21 protein-coding genes are annotated in these 23222 nt (G+C 61.9%); 10 read left to right on the top strand and 11 right to left on the bottom strand.

The features are described from left to right. Nucleotides 1-92: 92 nt before the first annotated feature. The 3 genes from H4V98_RS02210 to H4V98_RS02200 all read left to right on the top strand — a co-directional run bounded on the left by H4V98_RS02210 (nucleotide 93) and on the right by H4V98_RS02200 (nucleotide 3185). Nucleotides 93-530, top strand: coding sequence for a hypothetical protein (locus tag H4V98_RS02210; protein WP_196862625.1), 438 nt, complete (start codon nucleotides 93-95; stop codon nucleotides 528-530). Between the two features lie 20 nt (nucleotides 531-550). Beyond that, nucleotides 551-838: a hypothetical protein gene (locus H4V98_RS02205; RefSeq protein ID WP_231374623.1), complete on the top strand. Its 288-nt coding sequence runs from the start codon at nucleotides 551-553 to the stop codon at nucleotides 836-838. A 271-nt stretch (nucleotides 839-1109) separates the two neighbouring features. Next, a complete protein-coding gene (locus H4V98_RS02200) occupies nucleotides 1110-3185 on the top strand; it encodes an acetoacetate--CoA ligase (protein ID WP_196862627.1) in 2076 nt (691 codons plus the stop codon). A 12-nt stretch (nucleotides 3186-3197) separates the two neighbouring features. Here the strand turns inward: H4V98_RS02200 and H4V98_RS02195 are convergent, their stop codons facing one another. Continuing rightward, nucleotides 3198-4706 (bottom strand): CYTH and CHAD domain-containing protein, encoded by a 1509-nt coding sequence (locus tag H4V98_RS02195; protein ID WP_196862628.1) that lies wholly within the window; start codon nucleotides 4704-4706, stop codon nucleotides 3198-3200. A gap of 273 nt (nucleotides 4707-4979) precedes the next feature. On the opposite strand from H4V98_RS02195, the gene H4V98_RS02190 reads away from it, so the two are divergent. Beyond that, a complete protein-coding gene (locus tag H4V98_RS02190; RefSeq protein WP_196862629.1) occupies nucleotides 4980-5384 on the top strand; it encodes a DUF305 domain-containing protein in 405 nt (134 codons plus the stop codon). Between the two features lie 37 nt (nucleotides 5385-5421). Here H4V98_RS02190 and H4V98_RS02185 read toward each other — a convergent pair whose 3' ends face one another. Then, complete coding sequence (locus H4V98_RS02185; protein ID WP_196862630.1) at nucleotides 5422-6480, bottom strand: DMT family transporter; 1059 nt, start codon at nucleotides 6478-6480, stop codon at nucleotides 5422-5424. A gap of 597 nt (nucleotides 6481-7077) precedes the next feature. Here H4V98_RS02185 and H4V98_RS02180 point away from each other — a divergent pair. Beyond that, nucleotides 7078-9357 carry a PAS domain-containing protein gene (locus tag H4V98_RS02180; RefSeq protein ID WP_196862631.1) on the top strand — a complete coding sequence of 760 codons (2280 nt, stop codon included), beginning with the start codon at nucleotides 7078-7080 and terminating at the stop codon, nucleotides 9355-9357. A gap of 43 nt (nucleotides 9358-9400) precedes the next feature. On the opposite strand, the gene H4V98_RS02175 is transcribed toward H4V98_RS02180, so the two are convergent. The 4 genes from H4V98_RS02175 to H4V98_RS02160 all read right to left on the bottom strand — a co-directional run bounded on the left by H4V98_RS02175 (nucleotide 9401) and on the right by H4V98_RS02160 (nucleotide 12974). Then, nucleotides 9401-10303, bottom strand: a complete 903-nt coding sequence (locus H4V98_RS02175; RefSeq protein WP_196862632.1) for a DMT family transporter — start codon at nucleotides 10301-10303, stop codon at nucleotides 9401-9403. A gap of 84 nt (nucleotides 10304-10387) precedes the next feature. After that, nucleotides 10388-10906 (bottom strand): flavin reductase family protein, encoded by a 519-nt coding sequence (locus H4V98_RS02170; RefSeq protein ID WP_196862633.1) that lies wholly within the window; start codon nucleotides 10904-10906, stop codon nucleotides 10388-10390. Nucleotides 10907-11187: 281 nt separating this feature from the next. Continuing rightward, the gene (locus H4V98_RS02165; RefSeq protein ID WP_196862634.1) at nucleotides 11188-11484 is read right to left on the bottom strand and encodes a hypothetical protein; all 297 of its coding nucleotides are present in this window, start codon (nucleotides 11482-11484) and stop codon (nucleotides 11188-11190) included. Between the two features lie 131 nt (nucleotides 11485-11615). Next, nucleotides 11616-12974: a D-amino acid dehydrogenase gene (locus H4V98_RS02160; protein WP_196862635.1), complete on the bottom strand. Its 1359-nt coding sequence runs from the start codon at nucleotides 12972-12974 to the stop codon at nucleotides 11616-11618. A gap of 145 nt (nucleotides 12975-13119) precedes the next feature. Between H4V98_RS02160 and H4V98_RS02155 the strand changes: the two genes are divergently transcribed. The 3 genes from H4V98_RS02155 (at nucleotide 13120) to H4V98_RS02145 (ending at nucleotide 15748) form a co-directional block, all read left to right on the top strand. Then, a complete protein-coding gene (locus H4V98_RS02155) occupies nucleotides 13120-14157 on the top strand; it encodes an IS630 family transposase (RefSeq protein ID WP_036804692.1) in 1038 nt (345 codons plus the stop codon). A 42-nt stretch (nucleotides 14158-14199) separates the two neighbouring features. After that, nucleotides 14200-15114 (top strand): LysR family transcriptional regulator ArgP, encoded by a 915-nt coding sequence (locus tag H4V98_RS02150; RefSeq protein ID WP_196862636.1) that lies wholly within the window; start codon nucleotides 14200-14202, stop codon nucleotides 15112-15114. 463 nt (nucleotides 15115-15577) lie between these two features. Further along, complete coding sequence (locus H4V98_RS02145) at nucleotides 15578-15748, top strand: hypothetical protein (protein WP_196862637.1); 171 nt, start codon at nucleotides 15578-15580, stop codon at nucleotides 15746-15748. Nucleotides 15749-15750: 2 nt separating this feature from the next. On the opposite strand, the gene H4V98_RS02140 is transcribed toward H4V98_RS02145, so the two are convergent. From H4V98_RS02140 to H4V98_RS02130, 3 genes are all read right to left on the bottom strand, one after another. Further along, nucleotides 15751-16818, bottom strand: a complete 1068-nt coding sequence (locus H4V98_RS02140) for a lysylphosphatidylglycerol synthase transmembrane domain-containing protein (protein WP_196862638.1) — start codon at nucleotides 16816-16818, stop codon at nucleotides 15751-15753. A gap of 811 nt (nucleotides 16819-17629) precedes the next feature. Then, nucleotides 17630-18052: a universal stress protein gene (locus H4V98_RS02135; RefSeq protein ID WP_196862639.1), complete on the bottom strand. Its 423-nt coding sequence runs from the start codon at nucleotides 18050-18052 to the stop codon at nucleotides 17630-17632. A gap of 78 nt (nucleotides 18053-18130) precedes the next feature. Next, on the bottom strand, nucleotides 18131-18994 hold the full coding sequence (locus H4V98_RS02130; protein ID WP_196862640.1) for a metallophosphoesterase: 864 nt from the start codon (nucleotides 18992-18994) through the stop codon (nucleotides 18131-18133). A gap of 216 nt (nucleotides 18995-19210) precedes the next feature. Between H4V98_RS02130 and H4V98_RS02125 the strand changes: the two genes are divergently transcribed. Then, complete coding sequence (locus H4V98_RS02125; protein WP_280757255.1) at nucleotides 19211-19354, top strand: hypothetical protein; 144 nt, start codon at nucleotides 19211-19213, stop codon at nucleotides 19352-19354. A 36-nt stretch (nucleotides 19355-19390) separates the two neighbouring features. Here the strand turns inward: H4V98_RS02125 and H4V98_RS02120 are convergent, their stop codons facing one another. Further along, on the bottom strand, nucleotides 19391-20365 hold the full coding sequence (locus H4V98_RS02120) for a LysR family transcriptional regulator (protein ID WP_280757254.1): 975 nt from the start codon (nucleotides 20363-20365) through the stop codon (nucleotides 19391-19393). 130 nt (nucleotides 20366-20495) lie between these two features. On the opposite strand from H4V98_RS02120, the gene H4V98_RS02115 reads away from it, so the two are divergent. Then, a complete protein-coding gene (locus tag H4V98_RS02115) occupies nucleotides 20496-21005 on the top strand; it encodes a hypothetical protein (RefSeq protein ID WP_196862643.1) in 510 nt (169 codons plus the stop codon). 126 nt (nucleotides 21006-21131) lie between these two features. Here H4V98_RS02115 and H4V98_RS02110 read toward each other — a convergent pair whose 3' ends face one another. Further along, nucleotides 21132-23000: a phosphoenolpyruvate carboxykinase (GTP) gene (locus H4V98_RS02110; RefSeq protein ID WP_196862644.1), complete on the bottom strand. Its 1869-nt coding sequence runs from the start codon at nucleotides 22998-23000 to the stop codon at nucleotides 21132-21134. Between the last annotated feature and the right edge of the window lie 222 nt (nucleotides 23001-23222).

Below are 23222 nucleotides of genomic sequence, written 5' to 3'. Positions count from 1 at the left end.
CAGGGCAAGGGTATGACGACCCACACGCCTGGCGGCGCAACGATAGTTAAATGGTGACTGGCGCTGTTGCCAACACGATTCAAAGGACCGCCATGAACGACTACAACAAGACTTCCTCGCAAATTGCTGACGAGGCCAGTAAAACCGGCCAGAAAGCCGCCGACGCAGCGGGACAGCTGGCCGGCGAAGCAAAAGCCAATGCCACCAGCACGGTGCAGGCTTTGCGCCCTGCCGTCGAGGACGCAAAAACCACGGGCCGCGATGCCTTGAACACCGCCAAGGGTTTGGCGGGAGATGCCAAGGCGATCGCTGGCGACGCCTGGAACACCGCCCGAAGCTATGCCAAGTCGGCAAGCGGCGTGGCAGGTGAAAAGCTTGGCGACTTCAAGTCCAAGGCCTCCGATTTTCAGGAAACCACTGCCCGCCGCATTGCCGATGAGCCTTTGAAGGCGGTAGCCATTGGTGTTGCCGCCGGCGCGCTGCTGGCTGCGCTGCTGATGCGCCGCGGAAAAAACCGCAGGGATTACTGAGCGTGGAACCGATGAAGCCCATGAAGCCAATGGAACCCATGAAGCCGATGGACGGACCTGATTCCAGCTGGTGGCCGAAGGGGCTTTCCAATCCTTCCAGCAGTGGGCGCCAGAACGGCGTGCGCTACGCCTTCTTTCCCGGCCAGCATCGGCTGGTGTTGGAGCAGGGCGGGAAAGTCAAGCAATACGACACTGGCGAGCACCGCATTTCCGGGGTGAGCCAGTCGCAAGCCGGCCAGGGCGCCAGCCTGCGCTTCACCAGCCAGTCTGGCGATGTGGACTTGGAATCGCTCAAGGAAGTGCATTGACACGTCGCCGCTTCGAAAGCGTCGCACGGATTTTGTTTTTTTGACGCTTGCCGGGTGGCATGCGATGGCGCAATCACTGCGTCGGCTGATCCTGCCGCAATTCGGGCACTTGCTGCATTGATGGGTTGAACACTTTCCGGCCTGCGGCGGAACTTACGCCCCTGCCTGCGAAGAAACCCAGCGTTCTGAACCCAAGGGTACGTCTGGCGACAGCAAGGCCTGCCCGACGCTGCTACGCTGGCCGTTCATCATCCGCACGGAGACCCCAGGCATGAACGAGACCCCCACAGCGCCCCCTCAAATTCCGCAAATCCGCCTTTACCAGGACTGGCTGCGCGACCGGCATGGCCTGGTGTTTGAAAGCTACGACGCGCTCTGGCGCTGGTCGACCACCGAGCTGGACGCATTCTGGCAAAGCATCTGGGACTACTTTGATTTGCAGTCGCCCACACCGCACAGCGCGGCATTGGACAAAAACGCGATGCCTGGCGCCTGCTGGTTTCCCGGCGCGCAGGTCAACTATGCGCGGCAGGTGCTGCGCCATGTCGATGCGGCCCATGCTGCCGGTTTGCCGGCCGTCATCAGCAGCAACGAAAAAAGCCAGCGGCGCGAACTGAGCTGGCCCGAGCTGCGCCGCCAGGTGGCGTCGCTGGCGCTGCACCTGCAGGCGCAGGGCGTGCAGCCTGGCGACCGGGTGGCGGCGTATCTGCCGAACATTCCTGAAACCCTGGTGGCGTTCCTGGCGACGGTCAGCATCGGCGGCGTGTGGAGCGTGTGCGCGCCTGACATGGGCACGCACGCAGTGCTCGACCGCTTCCGGCAAATCGCGCCCACGGTGCTGATTGCCTGCGACGGCGTGACGCACGGCGGGCGTGACCATGACCGCCTGGGCGTGCTGGCCGAGCTGCGCCAGGCGCTGCCCAGCGTGCGCCACACATTGCTGCTGGGCAACCTGGATGCTATGGTTTCAGTAGCTGGTTGTGCAGGCTGGACAAGCGCTACAGCCCGAAATGACGATGAAACCGATGCGTTCGAGCCGCTCTGGCTGGGGTTTGACCATCCGCTGTGGATCGTGTATTCCAGCGGCACCACCGGCCTGCCGAAACCCATTGTTCACGGCCATGGCGGCATGGTGCTGGTGCAGATGCAGCTTGGCACACTGCACAACGACGTCGGCTGCAGTTACCAGTCCAATTCCTTTGGCGAGCGCTACCACTGGTACAGCTCGACCGGCTGGGTGATGTGGAACGCACAACTGGCCGGGTTGCTGGGCGGCACGACCTGCGTGATCTTCGACGGCAACCCCGGAGGCGCCAAGGACCGGCCCTACTGGACCACGCTCTGGCGCTTCGCGGCCGACACCGGCGTGACCTTTTTTGGCGCGGGCGCGGCGTTTTACGCCAGTTGCATGAAAGCCGGCATCACCCCCCCAGCCTGCGGCGACCTGCGCCGCATCCGGGCGCTGGGCTCGACCGGCTCGCCCTTGAGCGCCGAGGTTCAGCAATGGGGTTCGTCCTTCATGGCCGTTGCCGGCGTGGACGACATCTGGTGGTGCAACATCTCGGGCGGCACCGACTTTGCCGGCGCTTTCATCGGCGGCAACCGCGAACTGCCCCAGACACCCGGAAAAATGCAGTGCCGCATGCTCGGCGCGTGCGTCGAGGCCTGGAACGACAACGGCCAGCCGGTCATCGGCGAGGTCGGTGAACTGGTCTGCACCCAGCCAATTCCGTCCATGCCGCTGTACCTCTGGGGCGACGACAGCGGCGCGCGCCTGCTGGCCAGCTACTTCGACATGTACCCGCCGGGCCACGGCCGCCAGCCCGGCGGCGGCGATGCGGGGCCGGAAATGGGCGCGGTCTGGCGCCATGGCGACTGGCTGAAGATCGACCCTGGTGTCGAGGGCGGCTGCGTGATCTACGGCCGCTCGGACGCGACCATCAACCGCCACGGCCTGCGCATGGGCACCAGCGAGCTGTACAGCGCCATCGAGGCGCTGCCCGAAGTGCTCGACTCGCTGGTGGTGGACCTGGAATACCTGGGCCGCCCCAGCTACATGCCGCTGTTCGTGGTGCTGGGGGGCGGCGCGGTGCTCGACGACGCCATGCGGGCCCGGCTGAACCACGCCGTCAGGACCGCGCTGAGCCCGCGCTTCGTGCCCGACGACATCTTTCAGGTGGCTGAAGTCCCGCGCACCTTGTCGGGCAAGAAGCAGGAGTTGCCCATCAAAAAGCTGCTGCTCGGCCAGCCGCTGGAAAAAGTGCTGAACCGCGACGCGATGGCCAACCCGCACTGCCTGGACTGGTATGTCGGTTTTGCGCAGCAGCGGCTCGCGCAGCCTGGCTGAAGCGCTGTCGCCTCAACGCGGCGCTGGCTGCCCGGCGACAACGCCGCGCAGGAATTCGGCCAGCCCGGGGTCGATCTCCAGCCGGGCCGCCAGCACGCTGGCCTGATGCAAATCGCGGGCGCTGCCTATGTCGGTCTGAAGCTGGATGGCCTGCGGCAGCCAGCGTTTGATTTGCCGTCTGGACAGCAGCGGCTGCAGCGCCTCAATGGCGTAGCGCAGCCGTTTGGCCAGAAGGCGGGCGCGGTGCAGGCTTTCCGGGTGGTCGCTGTCGGCCAGCGCACGCTCCAGTTTGCGGTGCAGCCGCCGGATGCGCTGGCGGGCCCATCGGCGCAGGGGCCGCTTGGACGTGTCAGTGTCATGATCGGCCGGCCCTTGTTGCTTTGGCAGGTTTTCCAGCCATTGCGTGATGGCCAGCAGCGCAGCACCCACCGCCGGCACCTCAAGCGCCTGCGCAATCGATTGGCGTTGCAGCCCGGCGGCATTCGACAGGATTTGCAACATCGCCTGCCATTTTTCTGCCCGCTGCACATTGCCTGCGCAGTAGGCGTCTGCCAGCGCCGGCAGGGTGTCGATTCGGGCCACGTCGATGTCGCGCAGTTCGCCAATGAAGGCCAGCAGCGGCGCCAGCAACTGCCAGTCGGGCAATTGCCCGGTCGCCAGCCCGGGTTTGAAAAGCCGAACGGCGCTTTTGAAGCGCCGCCAGCCGACGCGCGCCTGGTGCAGCACTTCCGGATCGTCGGTCTGTCCCAGCAGGTTGAGGTTGCTGGTGAACTGGCAAAACATTTCACGCAGCACGCTTTGCGCCGCCAGTGGCAGTGTCATGCCCTCGGCCAGCACCGGCGACCGGGCGCGCAGCGGCTGCATCAGGCGGTCCTGCAGCAGCGCGTAGCCGCGCTCGCCCTTGCTGACGTTCAGCGGCAGCACCGCCACGCTGCGGGCAATCTGCTGCGCGACCTCGAACAGCGCCGACGGCTCTCCGGCCACGAGTTCGAGTTCCAGCTCGCACAGCGGCGCGCACTGGTCGCCCGCAACAATCTGGCCGATGTCCAGCGCCACCTCCACCACGCTGCCGCCGCGCCGGCGCACCGACCAGGAGGTGCGTTCGAATGCGGTGACCAGGCAGGGGGAAAGCGCATCAAACCGGCTGCCGTCCGGGTCGAACTCGGGCCAGGGCGTGGCCTCCAGGGCTTCCCGCGACAGCTCGGCGCCGGCCAGCGGCACTTCCCATTCGCCGCGATGGCTCAGGGCCGAGTCGCTGCGGCCGCCCATTTTCAGCGTTTGCCGCCACTGCGGATCGGTGCTGCTGCCCACGCGGCGCAGGCGCAGCGCCACCCGCTCCTCGTACAGGTCGTGCCCGGGTGTGTCGTAGTAGACGTTGTGCAGCGGCTTCCGCGTGGGTTTGCGGCGCGCCAGCAGCGGCGTGCGCGCCAGCCGCCCGGCCAGGCCCTGCGGGTCGGCGGTGGGCAAGGCCAGCTTGAGTTCGATTTCTTCCGGAAGCGGAACAGGGGCAGAGGGTGTCATGGGGTTCCGGCTGCCCGTGCGGCGCAGGCAGGTCTTGCTGATTCTGCCGAAATCGCACGGGACGGGTTGAATGAGTGTGGCTGGGTTTGCATGGCTAAGGCGAGCCCAACACTAGCAAAAAATCCGCTGCCCAGACGTAAGAAATTGGCACCGTTCCAGAAGGCCATCTTTTCATGGAAAAAAGCGCTTGACCTTCCCCCGGTGGGAAGCTTCACGATAGCGCCAGCATGCACTGGTATGCAGCCAGTTTGATCCCTATTCAAGGAGCTTTTCATGAAGAATTTCTGCTTTCACCGAACCCTGGCCTGTGCGCTCAGCGCCATGGCCTTGTCCACTGCAGCCTTCACTGCCCAGGCGCAGCCTGCTGCGCCCATGCCGGCAGCGCATACGGGCATGAACCACGCCACCGATGCCCAGGCTTCTGACGCAACCCGCGCCTTCCAGCAAGGCGGGGAAAAGATGATGAAGGACATGAGCCGCCCTTACAGTGGCGATGCCGACAAGGATTTCGTGGCGCACATGCTTCCGCACCACGAAGGCGCGGTGCACATGGCCGAGGTGCAACTGAAGTACGGCAAGGACCCCGAGCTGCGCAAGATGGCCCGCGACATCATCAAGTCGCAAAAGCAGGAAGTTGCCTTCATGAAAAAGTGGCAGGCCAGGCACGGCGTGAAATAAGCCTGGCCGACAGCGGCTTGCGTGCCGCCGCATCATGTCAATGCGGATGCCGGTGGTGAATGTCCGGGTAATGCGCGTGCGTGTGCGCCAGCGGCGCATGCTGGTGTGGATGCGCATGCGGTGAGGTGCCGTCCCAGGCAAAGTCATGTGCATGCTGGTGGTGCGCGTCGTGCCGGTGCGGGTGGCTGTGCTGAAGCACTTCGTGCGTGTGTTGGTGCGCATGCCGTTCGCTCAGGTGCAGCCAGACGCCCAGCCCCATCAGCGCGGCCGCCGCCCAGAACAGCCCGCCCGGCATGTCGGGCCAGAGGGCCAGCGAAATCATCACACCGAAAAGGGGCGCCACCGAAAAATACGCGCCGGTTCGCGCCGTTCCCAGCGTCCTGAGCGCCACGACAAACAGGCTCAGACTCAGCCCGTAGCCCAGGAAGCCCACCAGTCCTGCAAAGCCCAGTTGCGCCATGCCTGGCAGGGCCGCACCGGCATACAGCGCGATGGCCGTATTGGTCACGCCGGCAAGCAAGCCTTTGAGGCAGGCCACCAGCAGGGCGTCGTTGCTGGACACCCTGCGCGTCAGGTTGTTGTCCAGTGCCCAGCCCAGGCAGGCACCGGCGATCAGCAAGGCGCCAGGCGAAAAGCTGGCGCCGCCCGGTTGCCACGACAGCAGCACGCCGCCGAATGCGATGGCTGCCATGCCCAAGACAACGCGGCGGTCGGCGTTTTCTCGAAAGGCCAGCCAGGCCACAACCGCCGTCAGCACGCCTTCCAGGTTCAGCAGCAGCGACGCCGACGCGGCGCTGGTTTGCGCCAGGCCAAGCATGAAAAGCGCAGGCGCCAGCATGCCGCCGGCCACGATGGCGCCCAGCAGCCAGGGTTGCTCGGCGCGTGAAATATGCAGATGGGTGACGGGCTGGCCGCCATGGCGCTCGCGCAGGCGCCTCAAAATGAGCAGCGCGCCCAGGCCAAAGCCGCTGCCCAGGTAGAGCAGACCGGCCAGCAACAGCGGTGGCATGTTGCCAGCCAGCAGTTTGGCCAGCGGCGTGCTCGCGCCGAACAGCAATGCGGCAAAAAGGGCAGGAAGGGCAGCGCGAAGCGGCATGGCGAAGGTCCGGGAAAAAGAATCAGGTTTCATTGGAACGCATCGCGTGCGCCATGGCCAGTGTTCTGGCCATGGCGCACCAACCATGGCGCCTGCTTTTCAGCCTGGCACGCCAGGTCCGTGGCGCGCATGTGCAGCGAAGTCATGAATCCAGGATAACCAGCTTTTTTCTGCAACCGTGTTGCACGGCGGACGGTATCAGGGAACAGGGTGTTGAAGCGGCAGTGCGGCCACCGATCCGACACCCGAACTTGCTTTTTTTAACCTTGAATTTCTGTGCAATGGGAAAATTTGGCTGCTTCGCGGTTTTAATCGCTGGTTTTCCAAGAATGCAATAAGTGGCCAAAGATGCTTTTTTGAAGCGTCTGCGACAGCATGCGCTCGACCATACCGTCCTGTTCGATTAGCATGCATCGCAGGTAACATTATTAATTTAGTTGAAAAAATCAAATTTTGGCTCAAGAACTAAAAGCAATTTCCAGATTTTTGATGGACGGCGGCACAGCGGGGAAACTGATGCGCCGCCATGACTGGGCCCGCTCGCCGCTTGGTCATCCGGACACGTGGCCGCAAGCGCTCCAGACGGTTGTCAGCCTTATGTTGCGTTCCACAACGCCTGTCTTTGTGGCCTGGGGGCCTGCGCTGTGCCTGCTGTACAACGACGCCTGCCTGGAAATCCTGGGACAAGAACATCTGGCAGCGATGGGCCTGCCCCTGTATGAAGTGTGGACCCAAGCAGACCCCGACATCGCGTGGCGGGTCAATCGGACCCTTGCCGGGGAGGATGCACCTCCGGAGAGCGCACTTTTGGCGCTGCGCCGCAATGGCGTCGACGGGCAGGTGGAAATCGGCTTTTCGCCTGTGCCGGTCGATGGTCCCGACGGCAGGGTAGCCGGGCTGTACTGCGCGTTGGTAGAAACTACCGCCAAGGTCCCCACTGAAAAATCCCGCCGGAGCGAAACCCAGTGGCTCTACAGCATGTTTGAACAGGCGCCCAGCTTCATGGCGGTGGTGCGCGAGCCCGGCCATGTTTATGAGATGGCCAACCATGCTTATCTGCGGCTGGTCGGTCGCGACCAGATCGTCGGCAAGACCTTTGGGGAGATTGGCCACAAAGTGGAGGGCCAGGACTATGCCGCGCTGCTCGATGAGGTGTATGCCACCGGCAAGCCCTTTATCGGGACGCGGATGCCGGTGATTTTTTCGCAGTATGGCAAGAGCCGGCTGGAGCGGCGTTTCGTTGATTTCATTTTTCAGCCCATCACCGGTCCCGACGGGATCATCCGCGGGGTTTTTATCGAGGGCAATGACGTCACCGAACATGCCCGCGCCGACGACAATTTGCTTCAAACGGCCTCCAAGTACCACACCATCGCCAATGCCATACCGCAGATCCTCTGGGGTACGCAGCCGGATGGCTTTCACGACTATTACAACCAGCAATGGTATGACTACACTGGCGTCACGCAGGGCAGCACCGATGGCGAAGAGTGGAAGGAGTTGTTCCATGCCGAAGACCGGCAACTGGCGATGGACAAATGGCGCCACTGTTTGTCCACCGGTGAGTTTTATGAGATTGAATACCGGCTGCGTCACCATTCGGGTCAGTACCGTTGGGTTCTGGGCCGTGCCCGGCCGATGCGCGACGCGCAGGGCATGATCATCCGCTGGATAGGAACCTGCACCGACATTCACGAGCAGAAGCTGGCGCAGCAGGGCTTGCAGCATGCCGACCGGCTCAAGGACGAGTTTCTGGCCATGCTGGCCCATGAGCTCAGGAATCCGCTGGCGCCGATTGCAACCGCCGCAGACCTGCTGTCCCGGGGCACGCTGGATCAAGCCAGCGTATGGCAGCTGAGCGAAGTGATTTCGCGCCAGGCCCGGCACATGACCCGCCTGATCGACGATCTGCTGGACGTCTCCCGCGTCACCCGGGGCAAGGTGACGCTGGACCTGCAACCGGCAGACCTGAAAACCATCGCCAACGAAGCGCTGGAGCAGATCCGCCCCTTGCTGGAGGCCAAGGCGCACCATCTTGAGATCCAGCTGTCACCGGAAAGTACCCAAGTGATGGGTGACAGGCTGCGTCTGGTCCAGGTGTTGGCCAACGTGCTCGGCAACGCCATCCGGTACACGCCCAGCGGCGGCCGGATTGACCTGCAACTGGTGGCGGACGAGGACCACCTGACGTTGCGTGTGCGTGACAACGGCATTGGCATGTCCAGCGAATTGCTCGACGTTGCCTTCGAGCTGTTCACCCAGGGCGAAAGAAGCTCCGACCGCTCCCAGGGGGGGCTGGGCATAGGCCTTGCGTTGGTCCGCAGCCTGATGCAGATGCATGACGGATATGTCAAGGCGCAAAGCGCTGGAATCGGCATGGGCAGCGAAGTGACGATGGTTCTGCCGCGCCTGACGCAACATGACGAAAAGCGTGGGGACGAGCCTGGCGATGGGGCTTACGGCCTTACAGGCAACCCGCTGCGCATTCTGGTGGTCGATGACAACGTCGATGCGGCGCGCATGCTGGGAATGTTCATCGAACTGCTCGGGCATGAAGTTTTCGTGCAGTTCCATCCTGCTGCTGCAATCGAATGCGCGCGCCGGGTGTTGCCGCACCTGTGTCTGCTCGACATTGGCCTGCCGGACATGGATGGCTACACGCTGGCGCGCCAGCTGCGCCTGATTCCCGGCATGCAGACAGCGGTCATGGCGGCTGTCACCGGCTACAGCCAGCCCCGGGACAAGCAGGCCGCCTTTGCGGCGGGCTTCAACTTTCACTTTGCCAAGCCGATCGATTCAGGCCAGCTGCAGGTCTGGCTGGCGCAGGTTGCCGAGCAGGCCTGGTCTCAGGCGCAGCCAGTCATCGCGCACGCATAAAGCAGGTTGTTGCCTGTGCTTTCGCGTCCTGGCGCCTTGCGGGTCAGGCTGCAGTGCGCGGTTTGCGGTTGACCAGCACAATGCCTGCCGCTACCGTGGCCAGCGCCGCCAGCAGGCTGGGCTTGGCCGCTTCGCCCAGCCACAGCGCGCCAAACAGCAGCGCGAACAGCGGCGTGAAAAAAACAAAGGTCGAAATCTGCGTGGCCGGGTAGCGGCCCAGCATCCACATCCAGGCCAGGTAGCTGGCAAAGGCACCAATCACCGTCTGCACGCCGAGCGACACCAGGCCAAAAGTGCTGAAGTGCCAGGTCCAGACTTCGCCCAGTCCCAGCGACAGCGCCGGGAAAGCCACAGCGCTGACGGCCAGCTGATAGAACAGCATCTTTTCCGCCGGCAGCTTCACCAGCCTGGAAGCCCGGATCACCACCGTCGTCAGGCCCCACAGCATGCCGGCCGCCAGGGCCAGCAGGTCGCCGCGAACGGTCGATGCCGCGCCGCCGGAAAAGCCTTCGCGCAGCGCGAACACCACCGCCACAAAAGCGCACAGCAGCCCGACCCACTGCACGCCGCGCAGCTTTTCCGAGTGCGCCCAAAACGGCACCAGCAGCGCGACCCAAAACGGCGAGGTGTACAAAAACACCGTCAGCCGCGACGCCGTGGTGTATTGCAGGCCCAAATAGATACAGGCAAACTCACCGCCAAAAAGGGCGCCTGCCAGCAGCCCGACACGCAGCGAGCCGTCGCGGCTGAACAGCGGAATCCGGCGCCATGCGCACCACAGCCAGAGCAGTGCGGTCGCCCCGACAAAACGCAACGACGCCTGAAAGATGGGCGGTATTTCGGCCAGCGTGGCCTTGATCAATACCTGCTGCAGGCCCCAGAACAGGCAGCAGCCCAGCAGCAGCGAGACCGCCAAAGTGTCGAGATGGGTTTTGCGTTCAGTCATGGGGCGTCCGTGGCACTGGAAAATGCAAAAACGTGGTCGATTTCCGTTTGCCGGCAAGGCCGGCCGAAAGGCGGTGACGCCGGCTTAGAGCGGGTGCTCGGTGTAGAACCTGCCGCCGTGGTACAGCAGTGGCGCAGCGCCGGCTTGGTGGCTGCAGCGCTCGACCTCGCCGACAAAGATCACATGGTCGCCTTCTTCGTAGCGGCTGCGGTTGAAGCATTCGAAGGTGGCGGCCGATCCGGTCAGCAAGGGCGCGCCGCTGGCGCCGTCGGTGAAGGCCACATCCGCCCAGCGGTCCTCATGCCGGCTGGCAAAGCGCTCGGCGAGTTCTTTTTGGCCGGTTGACAGGATGTTGATGGCGTAGTGCGAACCGGTGCTGAACGCGGCCATTGAGCTGGCGCTTTGCGACAGGCTCCAGAGCACCAGCGGTGGAGTAAGGGACACCGAGTTGAAGGAATTGGCGGTCAGGCCGACCAGAACGCCGGCTGGCGTGCGTGCCGTGACGATGGTCACGCCGGTGGCAAACATTGCCAGCGAGGCACGGAATTCCCGGGGCGAAAAGCTCGGGCTGTTCGCTTTGCGAAGTGGGGAGAGTGGCAACATAGAGGGCTAATTTAACTGATGCCACTGGTGAGCACCGGCTTTGGTGCTGGCGCTAAGGGTTTTGGATGCGAGAGTGCGTTGCCTCAACCCCTATATCCCGGTTGACTGCGCTGGGCCTGGAAAGCATTCGATGCGCTTGAATGCTATTAAATGAATAGCTAGAAACACTTGTCTAATATACGGAAAAGCCTATTTTAGTAAAAAACTTTTCATTTTCGCCCCGGCCCCTGAACGGACCGCAACATAACGCGCAGGCAGCATTGCCGCGTGGCATCAACCCTTCACAGCTTCTTGTAAGCGGTGTCCATCTCAGTCGCCTTGCTGGTGTCCTTCTTGCCGTCCTTCACATCCTGAGCGGCCTGCTTGATATGCGGGCTGGGCTGGCCGTTGGTCATGTCCTGCGCCTGGTCACGGTCGCTGGGCAATTCGAGCCGGTCCCCGGCCGCGCTGTCCTTCAGGTCGGGCTGTTTGCCGACCATGGGCGCTTGCGCTTGCGGGTCTTTGGCGGGCATGCCCTTGCCAGCAGCGGGCTGGTCAGGGGAATTGGCCGGTGACGTGTTGGATTTTTGAGTGGTCATTTTTTCACTGTCGCCGACTTTGGACCTTCCGGCTGTCAGCCTGAAAAAGCAGTGCCTGTAGGAAAAGATGACCCTTCAGGCACTTTCAGGCGCTTTAAGGCAAACCGTTACCGTGCGCGGTGCAAAAAAGCTCAGGCTGCAGACAGCCCGGACTCACGGCGGCCGTGTGGGTAGCCGTAAAAGTCGAAAGCCATGGCCGGCGCCTCGCCGCTGATCAGTTCTGCCATGGCTTTGCCCGAGCCCGCGCCGTGCGTCCAGCCCAGCGTGCCGTGCCCGGCATTCACCCACAGCCGGCCAATTTTGGTTTTGCCGATGTAGGGAATGTTGGTCGGCGTCGCCGGGCGCAGGCCGGTCCAGAAGTTTGGCTGTCCGCCTTCTTCTTCCAGTCGCGTGTCGCAGACGCCGGGAAACACGTTTTCTATGCGCTGGGCCAGCATGCGGCACCTGGCCTTGGCCAGCGGCGTGTCGAGCGACAGGTCGTAGCTGCCGACCTCGATGGTTCCGGCCACGCGCAACTCGTTGCCCAGGCGGCTGATGGCGCACTTGACTTCGTCGTCGATGGTGCTGACAAACGGCGCCAGCTCGGGCTTGAGCAGCTTGAAGGTGGCGCTGTAGCCCTTGCCCGGATAGATCGGCAAATCCACGCCGACGCTGCGCAGCAACGGCGCGCTGTAGGAGCCGCAGGCCACCACCACCGCATCGGCCTTCAAATGTGTCAATTTCCCATCTTTTATGCCTTTGGCGCTTGATGGGCGGGCCCGTATAGCGACTGATTCAATAGCATTGCCAACTGCATCCAGTCGCAGCACGTCGTGGCTGTATAAAAAATTAACGCCGCCGTCTGCGCAGCGCCGGGCCAGCGACTGGGTAAACACACGGGCGTCGCCACTTTCGTCGCTGGCGGTGTAGGTGCCGCCGACGATGTGGTCGGCAAACTGGCTCAAGGCCGGCTCGATCTTCAACAACTCGGCGGTGCTCACGACGCGGCGCGCCACGCCGTACTTGCGCATCAGCGCAGCAGCGTCGCCGGCGGTGTCAAACGATTTTTGCTCGGTGTAGTAGTGCGCAATGCCGCGCTCCAGCCGGTGGTAGTCGATGCCGGTGGTCCGCACCACGTCCTTGAGCGCGGCGTGGCTGTAGGCCCCCAGCGCCACCAGCTGCTGCACATTGCGCTCGAAGGCCGCATCGTTGCACTGCGCCAGGAACTGCAGGCCCCAGCGCCATTGCTGCCAGCCTTCGCCAAACGGCATGCGCGGCCGGAACAGCAGCGGCGCATCGTCGCGGAACATCCATTTCAGCGCCTTCAGCGGCGCGTCGCGGTTGGCCCAAGGCTCACAGTAGCTGACGGAAATCTGCGCGGCATTGGCAAAGCTGGTCTCCAGTGCAGCGTCGGGCTGCCGGTCGACCACCGTTACCTCGTGCCCGCGCTGCAGCAAATGCCAGGCAGTGCTTACGCCAATGATGCCTGCGCCCAAAACCACAACTTTCATGCCGTTCCCCTTGTGCAAAGCGCAAGTGTGCAGGAGCTTGGCAGCTTGTAACAGTCAAATTAAACTGTCAGCTAAATCATCAGCGCAACTATTGATACGGCCCAATGAAGTATGAACTTTATTGAATTTTCTCTATCGAAGAAAGATGGAAAAAGAAAATGCAAGAAAGCAGACGCTGGAGCAGCTTCACGAGCGGCGTAAGCAAGTCGTGAGGCTGCACAAAAGGGCAATAGGCATCATGCAAATTGTCTCCATGACGGGTCTGAGCTACCCGGCTGTGCGCAGGTGCATCGATCTCTTTGATGCGGGCGGCTGGCCGGCGATCCGACCGGCCTTGCGAGGGCGCAGCCAGGGTCTTGGGCGCACCCTGAGCCAAGCCCAGGAAGGCAACGTTCAGCGCAGCATCATCGACCAACGCCCTGAGCAGCTCAAGATGGATTTCTTCCTGTGGAGCCGGGCGGCCGTGGGCCAACTCATCGAGCAGGAGTACGGGGTCAAGCTGCAGGTGCGCAGCGTTGGCAAATACCTGGCCCGCTGGGGTTTTACTCCTCAAAAGCCTATCAAGCGCGCCTACGAACAAAACCCTGAAGCGGTGCAAGCCTGGCTCGAAGGGGAGTACCCGGCGATAGAGCAACGTGCCCGTCAGGAGGGCGCTGAAATCCATTGGGGTGACGAGACGGCGCTTGTCAACACGGATGTGCGCGGCAGAAGCTTTGCGCCCGCTGGGAAAACGCCCGTGGCCAGGACCATCGGCGGCACCCGGCAAAAGCTCTCGATGATTGCCACGGTGACCAACCAGGGAAAGACCCGCTGGATGATCATTGACGATGCGTTTGACGCGGACAAGCTCATCGAATTCTTGCAAGCGCTGATCAAGGATGCGGAAAAAAAGGTGTTTTTGATTTTGGACAACTTGCGGGTTCATCACAGCAAAATCGTCAAGGCGTGGGTGGCTGAACATAAGGAGGACATCGAACTGTTCTATTTACCCAGCTACAGCCCGCAACTCAACCCGGAGGAACGCCTGAACGCGGACCTCAAGCAAGAGTTGGGAAAGCGCGTACCGGTGCGCAGCAAAGCCAAATTACGCGATGCTGCCAATGAGCACATGACGTTGCTCGAACGCACGCCTGAGCGAGTTATCGCCTATTTCCAGGATCGGCGTGTTCGCTATGCCGCTTGATACTTCATCGGGCCGGATCAATAATACTGAAAGCCATTTCCCATGAGCACTTTTGACCCGGACGCGCTGGAATGCCTGGCAGCCATTGTGGAGGAAGGCGGCTTTGAACGCGCCGCGCGGCGACTGTCGATCACCCAGTCGGCGGTGTCGCAGCGGCTGCGCGCGCTTGAAGCCCAGGTGGGCACGGTGCTGATCGTGCGCAGCCGGCCGCTCAAGGCGACCTCGGCCGGGCAGCTGCTGCTCAAGCACACCCGCATGCTGCGCCTGCTGCGCGCTGACCTGGAGCGTGACCTGAAGGAACTCGCGCCCAGTTCGCTGCGCGGCGCGCGAGAGGAAGAGCGTATTTCGATTGCCATCAATGCCGACAGCATCGCCACCTGGGCGCTGCCGGCGCTGACCGCTCTGGCGCAGTCAGGGCTGCCAATGGAAATCATCACCGACGACCAGGACTTCACCCATGAATGGCTGCGCCAGGGCCAGGTGCTGGGCTGCGTCACCACGCTCAAACAGGCATTGCGCGGCTGCAAGGTGGTGCCGCTCGGCGCGATGGAATATGTCGCCGTCGCCACGCCGGCGCTGGCGCAGGAGCGGCTCGGCGGCGAGGCGCTGACGGCGCACAACTTTCGCGAGATCGATTTCGTCGCCTTCAACCGCAAGGACGACATGCAAAGCGAGTTTGTCGGCCAGGCTTTCGGTCTTAAACGCGTCATGCTGAACCAGCTGTTCGTGCCTTCCTCCGAAGGCCAGGTGCGCGCCGTGCTGGCCGGCTGGGGCGCCAGCGTGCTGCCGCGCCTGCTGGCGCAACCCCTGCTTGACCAGCACCGGCTGGTGAACCTGGCGCCTTCGTGTGTGCTGCTGATCCAGCTTTACTGGCATTGCTGGAACCTGGAGTCCGAAGTGCTTGATGCGTTGACCAGCGCACTGACGCGGTCGGCTGAAATGGCATTGGCCGGCTGAATCCTGGAGCCTCCGACCCGAAGGCTTTGTGCCCGAAACTGACATTGACACGCTGCTGGTTTCATGGCGGGATAAAACTGAGAGGGCGGTAGTTTGGGTGTGGTGCGTCATCCAGCGTGGCACATCACCGGCACAACACGGCCTGCAGGCACCGCTTCGCTCAGAGCATGCAGGTGATGGACCATCGCCTCGGTATTGGCGTGTGGCATGACCCAAGCCGACGGCGCGCATCCTTTTCTTTGTGGGCCAGCCGGTCAAAGTTCTAGGGTTGCATTTGTTTGGTGAATGCGCTGCTGAGCTAACATTTTCAGAACCTCCCATCAGAACCAATGCGAATGAGGCTCCGGCCGCTGGGCGCGAACAGCTGATACGGGGCTTCTGGAAACTGCTGGTCACCCAGGCAGCTGGGCTGATCGGCGCGGCCACCGGTTGGCGCTAGAGCGCACGCTGGCCAATGCGTTCAATGAAGCCCGGAAAAGCTCCCGCGTGGAATACCCGCATTCGTCCACCGGATCGCTGGCTGCGCGACCGCTCTTTCAGTAATACCGACGAACTCAAGCGCGTTTTGAACCTCGCACTTGACATCATCGACAGCACAATCGAAGCCGTTCACCTCAACCCCGATTCCTCATAAAATTAGGCAGCATCGCTTTCGAACCCTGTACGCACGTCTGCCGACCCTTGGGAAACGCGCAATTCCCTTAAGTTGATGCCTTGCCACGACATCGACAACGCACCAATCCCTGCTACCAAAAGCAGGTTTGCCGCCTCCACCACCAACACCATGGCCAGCGCCTGTTCGTTTGGCACTTCCATCAGGCGCAGCGCGAAGATGCCACCGATGATGAAGCTGCCTGCCACCCGCGCGAAGTGGCCCAGGATGATCAAAAACCCTAAAAAAACCAGGATGAAGACATACTGCGATGGCGCCAGCACCACTCCAAAAGCCAGACCTGCCCATAAAAAGTGGCTTGCTGCCAGTAGCTTGATGCCAAGGCTGGCAAGCATGATGGCAGATCCCCGCCACCTATCATTCGGCCAGACGATGCCGTCGCTGAAAGATATCGCCATACGTGAAACAGGTTGGCTCAAACGAAAAGGCAAACGCTCAATGAGCCGTATTGCCCTGCCTTGTTCCGAGAGCATGCCGCTTTTATAGGCCCATAACGCACACCCCACGAGCACAAAAAACACCAGGCTTCCTGCACCGCTCCAGACCAAGCCGGTCCGGATGTCTCCCGTCGGATCGGCAAACGCAACCGCGAACAAGGCAATGGGCACGAGGCAGGCAAAAATCACACCATCGGTGATACGGTCCAGCGCGACGGTGGCCAGCACGGCTGGAAGTTTCAGTTGGTCACTTCGCGCAATGATCCATGAACGGGCAATCGTTCCAAAACCAAACGGGACAAGGCTGGCGATCAAATAGCCCGCCATCACGGCACCGAACAGCCGCAGGGTGCCGATCAGTTTCAAGGGGCTCAGAATCTGCCGCCACTTCCATGCGCGCACCAGTTGCTCAAGGGCCTGCCCCACTGGAACGAGCGCAAGATAAAAAAGATCAGCGCCAGCCAGCGTGGTCAGAAAGCGGTTGAGATCGAAACCGCGTAATACCCAGACAAGCAACGCCAGACCAAGCAGTGCGCCAGCCCAGGGCAACCAGCGGCGGTAGGTAGGCATCGGGGCTGGGACGGGAATCGTCATTCAAGCGCCTCAATCGCTTCAAGAAAGTCACGATGGATTTTTGGTAACGGTCGCACTCGGACTGCATGAAGAATCAATGTCAAATAGTTCTTTAAGGAGTATGTTGCTCCGTATGAAAGGCTTGACCCGATAGATAACTGCAGGCAGGAGGCTTGTCAAACGTGGTGTGAGCTTGAAGGGGCGCCTATTTTCACTTGGATGTGAACTTCAAGAGGCGGGACGCCAAAAATGAAGTTTACGCCGTCATTAAAGGTTGAATGTTCCCAAGTGCCCTAGTGAACCCGTTGCAACGCCGTGAGAGCACTGCAGCCACGGTTTGAGGCGCCCGTGCCAAGTGACCTTCCAGGCATGGACGGCGCCTTTGGCGCGTACGCCCGCGCTCAGGCTGACGGTCCGTGCAAGAGGTGCACGTCCTGAACAAAGAAGTGGTCGGTCGGATTGCTAATTGCTTATCGGCAATGCATCTTCGTCCAGCATTCGCTGCAATGCGCTGAACCGCCCGGCGTTGCTGTTGTGCCGGCGTCCCACACTCCAGCCAAGGGCTTGCCTCTGGTACGGTGGCTCTGAAAATGCCGGGAAAACTGTTCAGCTGTGCGCCACTGCAAGGGGACGCTGGCACGTTCTATTTCGCCCTAGGCGCTGAAGGTGCCTGAAAAATGATGGGTGCGTGTCAGCCGAGGTCTTTAAAGATTCTAGGGCTTATGCGCTTATAGGCGAATCAAAGTTTGCTATTTTTTAGATAGCAAAATCATACCGGTCAGATCTGGTTTTCATGGCCATTGCCGCCGCCGCAAACCGGTCTGCTGCAATACTAGCGAACCAGCAGCACCGGCACCTTGCAACGTGACAGGACCTGCGTCGCGACCGAACCCATCACCAGATTGGCAATCGAGCCATGACCGTGCGAACCCATCACCAGCAGGTCAAACTTGCCTTCGTCGGCAAAGCTGGCAATGGTTTCACCCACATGCCCCACCTTCCATTCGCGCTTGGCCGCCAGGTTGTGGTGCGACAGGAATTCAGTGATGGGTGCCATGACCTTTTCGGTTTCGTCGGCGTAGTAGCTGTCAACGATTTCCTTGCCGACAGCCGCCCGCGCCCGGGGCGGCAAGGGGGGCTGCACCGTGAGCAGGGTGTATTCATTGCGCGCGCCGAACAGCTCGTCGTGCGTGGTCAGGTAGGCGAGCATTTTCTTGGTGTAGGTGCTGCCGTCAACGGCCAGAAGAATCTTCATGGGGTGTGCTCCTTGGTCAAAACCGTAGTTTAGCCACCGGCACGCCGCTGGTGCGTCAATTCAACACCCCTGTCAGGCTTATAGATGAACCGCAATGCGCAGCGACGGACGAAAGCCTTCCTGCTCGCCCTTGCGCGCATAACCCAGCGGATTGGCCACCACGCGGCAGCCATGCCTGACATAGTCGTTCGGGCAATGCAGGTGACCATGCAGCCAAAGCCTGGCCAGTGGCAGCAACTCGTCCAGCGAATTGCAGAACCCGGCCGACCCCGGCGTCAACCCGTAGCGCGGGTCGGCGCTGAGCAGGCTGGGGGCAAAGTGCGTCACCACCACCGTGGGGCCGTCAAAGGGCAGCGCCAGCGCCTGACGCAGCCAGGCCTGACTTTTCAGGCTCTCTTCGCGCATGGCTTCGGCCAGCATGGGCTGGCCCAGGCGCAGCGCATGGTTCTTCTTGAGGTAGAAATTGGCGGCGCGAAAAGCTTTTTCACGCATCTTGAGCTGCTCCCCCAGGGTGATGCTGTCAGCTGCGTTGCCCTGGCTGCCGGCGGCGGTGGTCAGCGCATCAAAATCGGTCCACAAGGTGCAGCCGACAAAGCGCACGCCCTGCAGTTGCACGCACTCGCGTTCCAGCCAGACGATTCCCAGGCGCTGGCAGGCTTCGCGCAGCCGGGCGTCGGCTTCGCCCCATTCCAGTCCGTCGTATTCATGGTTGCCCGGCACGAACACCACCGGCGTCGGCCAGCCCGCGCCGCCCTGGGCCACCGGCAAGGGCGAAAACCGCGCCAGGCCAAAGTCCTCAATCGCCAGGCGGGTCAGCAGCGAGCCCGCCTGGTAAGAGCCGATATCGCCCGCCAGCACCAGCACGTCGGCGCCTGGCAGCGGCGTTGCTTTGAAGTAGGGGTTGGACTCAAGGTGCAGGTCGGAAAGAAGCTGGATGTTCACACCACCGATTGTGCGGGAAGGCGCGAAAGTCCTTCCTCGCCAGGATTTTTTCTGGCGCACAGACCAGCTTGAATGCGGCCATGCCGTATCGGCATGGCTGAGTAAAGGGCATGGGCTGTACAAACATAGGGAAAACCCTTACTATCGATCCATCACCACTTCCAATACAGAACCGAGTTTCTTATGTTCCGCATTCTTTCCAAAATCGCCGGTTTCATGTCTTCACGCAATGCCGTGGCTGCTGCCGGCGGGGTCGCGCACCAGTTGATGGAGCGCGCCGACGCCGGTGCCGGACGCGACCCGCGCCAGGCACAGGAGCTGCGCCACGCAGCCCGCGCTTTCCTGAGCGTCATTCGCTGAACACCAGCCACCCAATTCAAAGCAGCGGCGGCCTTTTCAAGCCGTAAAAGCCTTTTCAGCTGCCCGCAGAACAGCGCGCCGCAACCAGACATGCGCGCTGAGCCGGTCCGAGCGCCGGTGCCACAGCGAGTCCACATGCACCGGCGACACCGCAAACGGCAAAGGCTGCAGCACCAGTTGCCGGGCAATCCCGGTGACGCGCACGAAATGGCGCGGCAGCACCGTCAACAGGTTGGAGTGGGCCACCACCTGGCCGGCGGTGAAGAACTGGTTCACGGTCAGCACCACCCGACGCTCGCGGCCCAGCGCTGCCAATGATTCGTCGATAAAACCATAGGGCCTGCCGGAAAAGCTCACCAGCATGTGGCGGGCTGCGCAAAAGTCGTCCAGACTCAATCGCCCACCGGCCAGCGGATGGTCTTTACGCATCACGCAGACGTACTCGCCGTCGTACAGCCGCTGGAAAAAAAACGGCATCGTTTCGCCGTTTTGCGCCTTTGCCGTCAGGTCAGGCAATACGGACGGGAAGTGACCCACGGCCAGATCGCACGCCTGCGTCTCCAGCAGCTGCCGGGGGTCGCGCGTGGACAGGGGAACGACCCGCAGGCTGACGCCGGGCGCTTCCTGCTCCAGGGTGTCACTCAAGCCCGGTATCAGCTCGGCGGCGGTGGCGTCTGCCATGGCCAGCACAAAACTGCTGGTCGCCTGGCCAGGCACGAATTCGTCGGGAATCAGCGCCGCCTGCAACTGTCCCAGCGCTTCGCGCACGGCAGGCCAGATCACCAATGCACGTGGCGTCGGCGCCATGCCCTGGCCACTGCGCTGTACCAGCTCGTCGCCCAGCGTTTCGCGCAGCCGGCGCAAGGCGTTGCTGACGGCCGGCTGCGTCAGCGCCAGGTTGCGCGCCGCACGCGTCAGGCTGCGCTCGGCCATGACCTCGTCGAACACCCGCAGCAGGTTCAGGTCGAGCGTGCGGAAGTTGGGTGGCCTGACAGATTGTTGTGATGGCATGGTGACTCACTCATCAATTTTATGAATGAACAACATCACACATATAAAGTTGAATAGTATTAGTAAAAACCCTAATATCTCTTTACCCGCTACCCCTACCCGGAAGCACACCAGAACGAAGGAAACCACCATGACCAGCTTTATCAACACACCCCAACCCGACCATCACCACGGCGCCGACCGGATGGAGGCCCTGATGGATGCCGTGCAACAGGTTCCGCGCGACGTCTCGGGCAAGCGCGGCGCAGCCTTGCTGCTCGGTTCCGCCCTGGCAGCGGCAGTGATCGCAGTGGCTTATGAAGTCATGGACAGCGCAGATGAAAGTCACCTGCTGATGATCTGGATGGGACTGTGGATTGCATTGTTCTCGGCGCTGGCCTTTTTTGCCACCACCTTGCGCGCCGCCGGCCAGCAGGTCAAATGCAGCCTCGACGGGTGGTCGCGCCGTATTGCCGAAGCCCGCGCCGACCAGCGCCTGTGGGCGATCGCCAGGCAGGACAGCCGCGTGATGGCCGACCTGCAGTCGGCGATGTCGCGCAGCGAAGCCGTTGAAGACGTCGTGGCCCCGGCCATGGCAGCCGAGCCTGCCGCGAAGCTGAATGCTTTCATGGCGCAGCCGCACACGCGCTATCACATCTAAGCGATCTCCAAGCGAAACCGACCGGTGCGCGCCTTCAGCGCCCGGACGCAAAAAAGCCACCTGAGCCCGGTGGCTTTTTTGCGTCTGGCCTCTTCAGGGAGGCCAGTGCTTCAAGTCAATGCGGTATCAGGCCGCCAGGCGGCGCTCGATCTCGGCCTTGGTGTCGCCCAGTTCCTTGGGCAGGTGGTAAGCCAGCTGCTTGAACAGCTCGTCATGCAGTTCCAGTTCCTTGAGCCACGCCGCCTTGTCGATGCTGGTGACGGTATTGAACTGCTCGGCGCTGAAGTCCAGGCCGGTCCAGTTCAGGTCTTCGTAGCTCGGGCTGACGCCGGTCACATGGTCTTCGCCCTGGCCTTTGCCTTCGATGCGGTCGATCATCCAGGCCAGCACGCGCATATTCTCGCCATAGCCAGGCCAGACGAACTTGCCGTCGTCTCCCTTGCGGAACCAGTTGGTGGTGTAGATTTTTGGCAGCGTGGCGCCGGAAGCGGCCAGCTTTTCGCCCAGGTCGAGCCAGTGCTGGAAGTAGTCGCTCATGTTGTAGCCCATGAAGGGCAGCATCGCGAACGGGTCGCGCCGCACCACGCCGGCCTGGCCGGTGGCGGCTGCCGTGGTTTCGCTGCCCATGGTCGCTGCCATGTACACGCCTTCAACCCAGTTGCGTGCCTCAGTCACCAGGGGCACGGTGGTCGAGCGGCGGCCGCCGAAGATGAAGGCGTCAATCGCCACGCCTTTTGGGTCGTCCCAAGCGGGGTCGAGGGCCGGATTATTGGTGGCGGCAACGGTAAAGCGTGAATTCGGATGTGCGGCTTTGGCGCCTGTTTCCTTGGCGATTTGCGGCGTCCAGTCCTTGCCCTGCCAGTCGATGAGGTGCGCTGGCAATGCCTTGCCGGGTGCGTCCTGCTCCATGCCTTCCCACCACACGTCGCCATCGTCGGTGAGCGCCACGTTGGTGAAAATCGTGTTGCCGCGAACGCTGAGCATGCAGTTCGGATTGGTCAGCATGTTGGTGCCGGGGGCGACGCCAAAATAACCCGCTTCGGGGTTGATGGCGTAAAGCTTGCCGTCAGCGGCAGGCTTGATCCAGGCGATGTCGTCGCCGATGGTGGTGACCTTCCAGCCGTCAAAACCTGCAGGCGGCACCAGCATCGAAAAGTTGGTCTTGCCGCAAGCGCTCGGGAATGCGGCCGCCACATGGTATTTTTTGTTTTCCGGAGTCGTCACGCCCAGGATCAGCATGTGCTCGGCCAGCCAGCCTTCGTCGCGGCCCATGTTGGACGCGATGCGCAGGGCAAAGCATTTCTTGCCCAGCAGCGCGTTGCCACCGTAGCCCGAGCCATAAGACCAGATTTCGCGCGTTTCGGGGTAATGCACGATGTACTTGGTCTTGTTGCATGGCCAGCTCACATCTTGCTGGCCCTGTGCCAGCGGGGCGCCGACAGTGTGCACGCAAGGCACGAAATTGCCTTCGGTGCCAAGCACGTCGAACACGGCCTTGCCCATGCGCGTCATGATCTTCATGTTGACGGCTACATACGGGCTGTCTGAGAGTTCGATGCCGATGTGCGCAATTGGCGAGCCCAGCGGACCCATGCTGAACGGCACGACATACATCGTGCGGCCCTTCATGCAGCCGTCGAACAGTGGTTGCAGCGTGGCGCGCATTTCGGCCGGCTCCATCCAGTTATTGGTCGGGCCAGCGTTTTCTTTCTGGGCCGAGCAAATGTAGGTGCGGTCTTCAACCCGTGCCACGTCGGTCGGGTCGGAGCAGGCCAGAAAGCTGTTGGGGCGCTTGGCTTCGTTGAGCTTTTTGAAGGTGCCGGCGTCCACCAGTTGTTGGCACAGGCGCTGGTATTCAGCGTCGCTGCCGTCGCACCAGTAGACCGTGTCGGGCTTGCACAGGGCGACCATGTCGGCGACCCAGGCGATCAGTTTTGCATTCTTGACGTAAGCGGGCGTATTGATTTCAAGCCCTTGCATCGCAGGTTGGTTCATCGAAAAAACTCCAAGGTTAAAAAGCGTTATTTCGAAAAACGTGGCGTCACCACAATGGCGGTGGTGGAAAACATTTTTCGAAATGAGGCTTGACCATGGAGAAGTGCCACCAAACACGGCATCAGATTTTTCAAGCTGTAGCGATGAGATGGCGCGGCCCTCAGCGGGCGCCCGATGAGAGCATTTTATGAACTTGCTGCCTGCATGTCCGAGAGTTGAGCG

The sequence above is a fragment of the Polaromonas sp. CG_23.6 genome (assembly GCF_029892315.1).
Classification (GTDB): domain Bacteria; phylum Pseudomonadota; class Gammaproteobacteria; order Burkholderiales; family Burkholderiaceae_C; genus Polaromonas.
This window is presented reverse-complemented; position numbering and strand designations above follow the sequence as displayed.

Bases quoted from the DNA above. Each gene is read 5' to 3' on its own strand.
- H4V98_RS02210 (WP_196862625.1), top strand. From the start codon at position 93: ATGAACGACTACAACAAGACTTCCTCGCAAATTGCTGACGAGGCCAGT.
- H4V98_RS02205 (WP_231374623.1), top strand. From the start codon at position 551: ATGAAGCCAATGGAACCCATGAAGCCGATGGACGGACCTGATTCCAGC.
- H4V98_RS02200 (WP_196862627.1), top strand. From the start codon at position 1,110: ATGAACGAGACCCCCACAGCGCCCCCTCAAATTCCGCAAATCCGCCTT.
- H4V98_RS02195 (WP_196862628.1), bottom strand. From the start codon at position 4,706: ATGACACCCTCTGCCCCTGTTCCGCTTCCGGAAGAAATCGAACTCAAG.
- H4V98_RS02190 (WP_196862629.1), top strand. From the start codon at position 4,980: ATGAAGAATTTCTGCTTTCACCGAACCCTGGCCTGTGCGCTCAGCGCC.
- H4V98_RS02185 (WP_196862630.1), bottom strand. From the start codon at position 6,480: ATGCCGCTTCGCGCTGCCCTTCCTGCCCTTTTTGCCGCATTGCTGTTC.
- H4V98_RS02180 (WP_196862631.1), top strand. From the start codon at position 7,078: ATGTTGCGTTCCACAACGCCTGTCTTTGTGGCCTGGGGGCCTGCGCTG.
- H4V98_RS02175 (WP_196862632.1), bottom strand. From the start codon at position 10,303: ATGACTGAACGCAAAACCCATCTCGACACTTTGGCGGTCTCGCTGCTG.
- H4V98_RS02170 (WP_196862633.1), bottom strand. From the start codon at position 10,906: ATGTTGCCACTCTCCCCACTTCGCAAAGCGAACAGCCCGAGCTTTTCG.
- H4V98_RS02165 (WP_196862634.1), bottom strand. From the start codon at position 11,484: ATGACCACTCAAAAATCCAACACGTCACCGGCCAATTCCCCTGACCAG.
- H4V98_RS02160 (WP_196862635.1), bottom strand. From the start codon at position 12,974: ATGAAAGTTGTGGTTTTGGGCGCAGGCATCATTGGCGTAAGCACTGCC.
- H4V98_RS02155 (WP_036804692.1), top strand. From the start codon at position 13,120: ATGGAAAAAGAAAATGCAAGAAAGCAGACGCTGGAGCAGCTTCACGAG.
- H4V98_RS02150 (WP_196862636.1), top strand. From the start codon at position 14,200: ATGAGCACTTTTGACCCGGACGCGCTGGAATGCCTGGCAGCCATTGTG.
- H4V98_RS02145 (WP_196862637.1), top strand. From the start codon at position 15,578: ATGAAGCCCGGAAAAGCTCCCGCGTGGAATACCCGCATTCGTCCACCG.
- H4V98_RS02140 (WP_196862638.1), bottom strand. From the start codon at position 16,818: ATGACGATTCCCGTCCCAGCCCCGATGCCTACCTACCGCCGCTGGTTG.
- H4V98_RS02135 (WP_196862639.1), bottom strand. From the start codon at position 18,052: ATGAAGATTCTTCTGGCCGTTGACGGCAGCACCTACACCAAGAAAATG.
- H4V98_RS02125 (WP_280757255.1), top strand. From the start codon at position 19,211: ATGTCTTCACGCAATGCCGTGGCTGCTGCCGGCGGGGTCGCGCACCAG.
- H4V98_RS02120 (WP_280757254.1), bottom strand. From the start codon at position 20,365: ATGCCATCACAACAATCTGTCAGGCCACCCAACTTCCGCACGCTCGAC.
- H4V98_RS02115 (WP_196862643.1), top strand. From the start codon at position 20,496: ATGACCAGCTTTATCAACACACCCCAACCCGACCATCACCACGGCGCC.
- H4V98_RS02110 (WP_196862644.1), bottom strand. From the start codon at position 23,000: ATGAACCAACCTGCGATGCAAGGGCTTGAAATCAATACGCCCGCTTAC.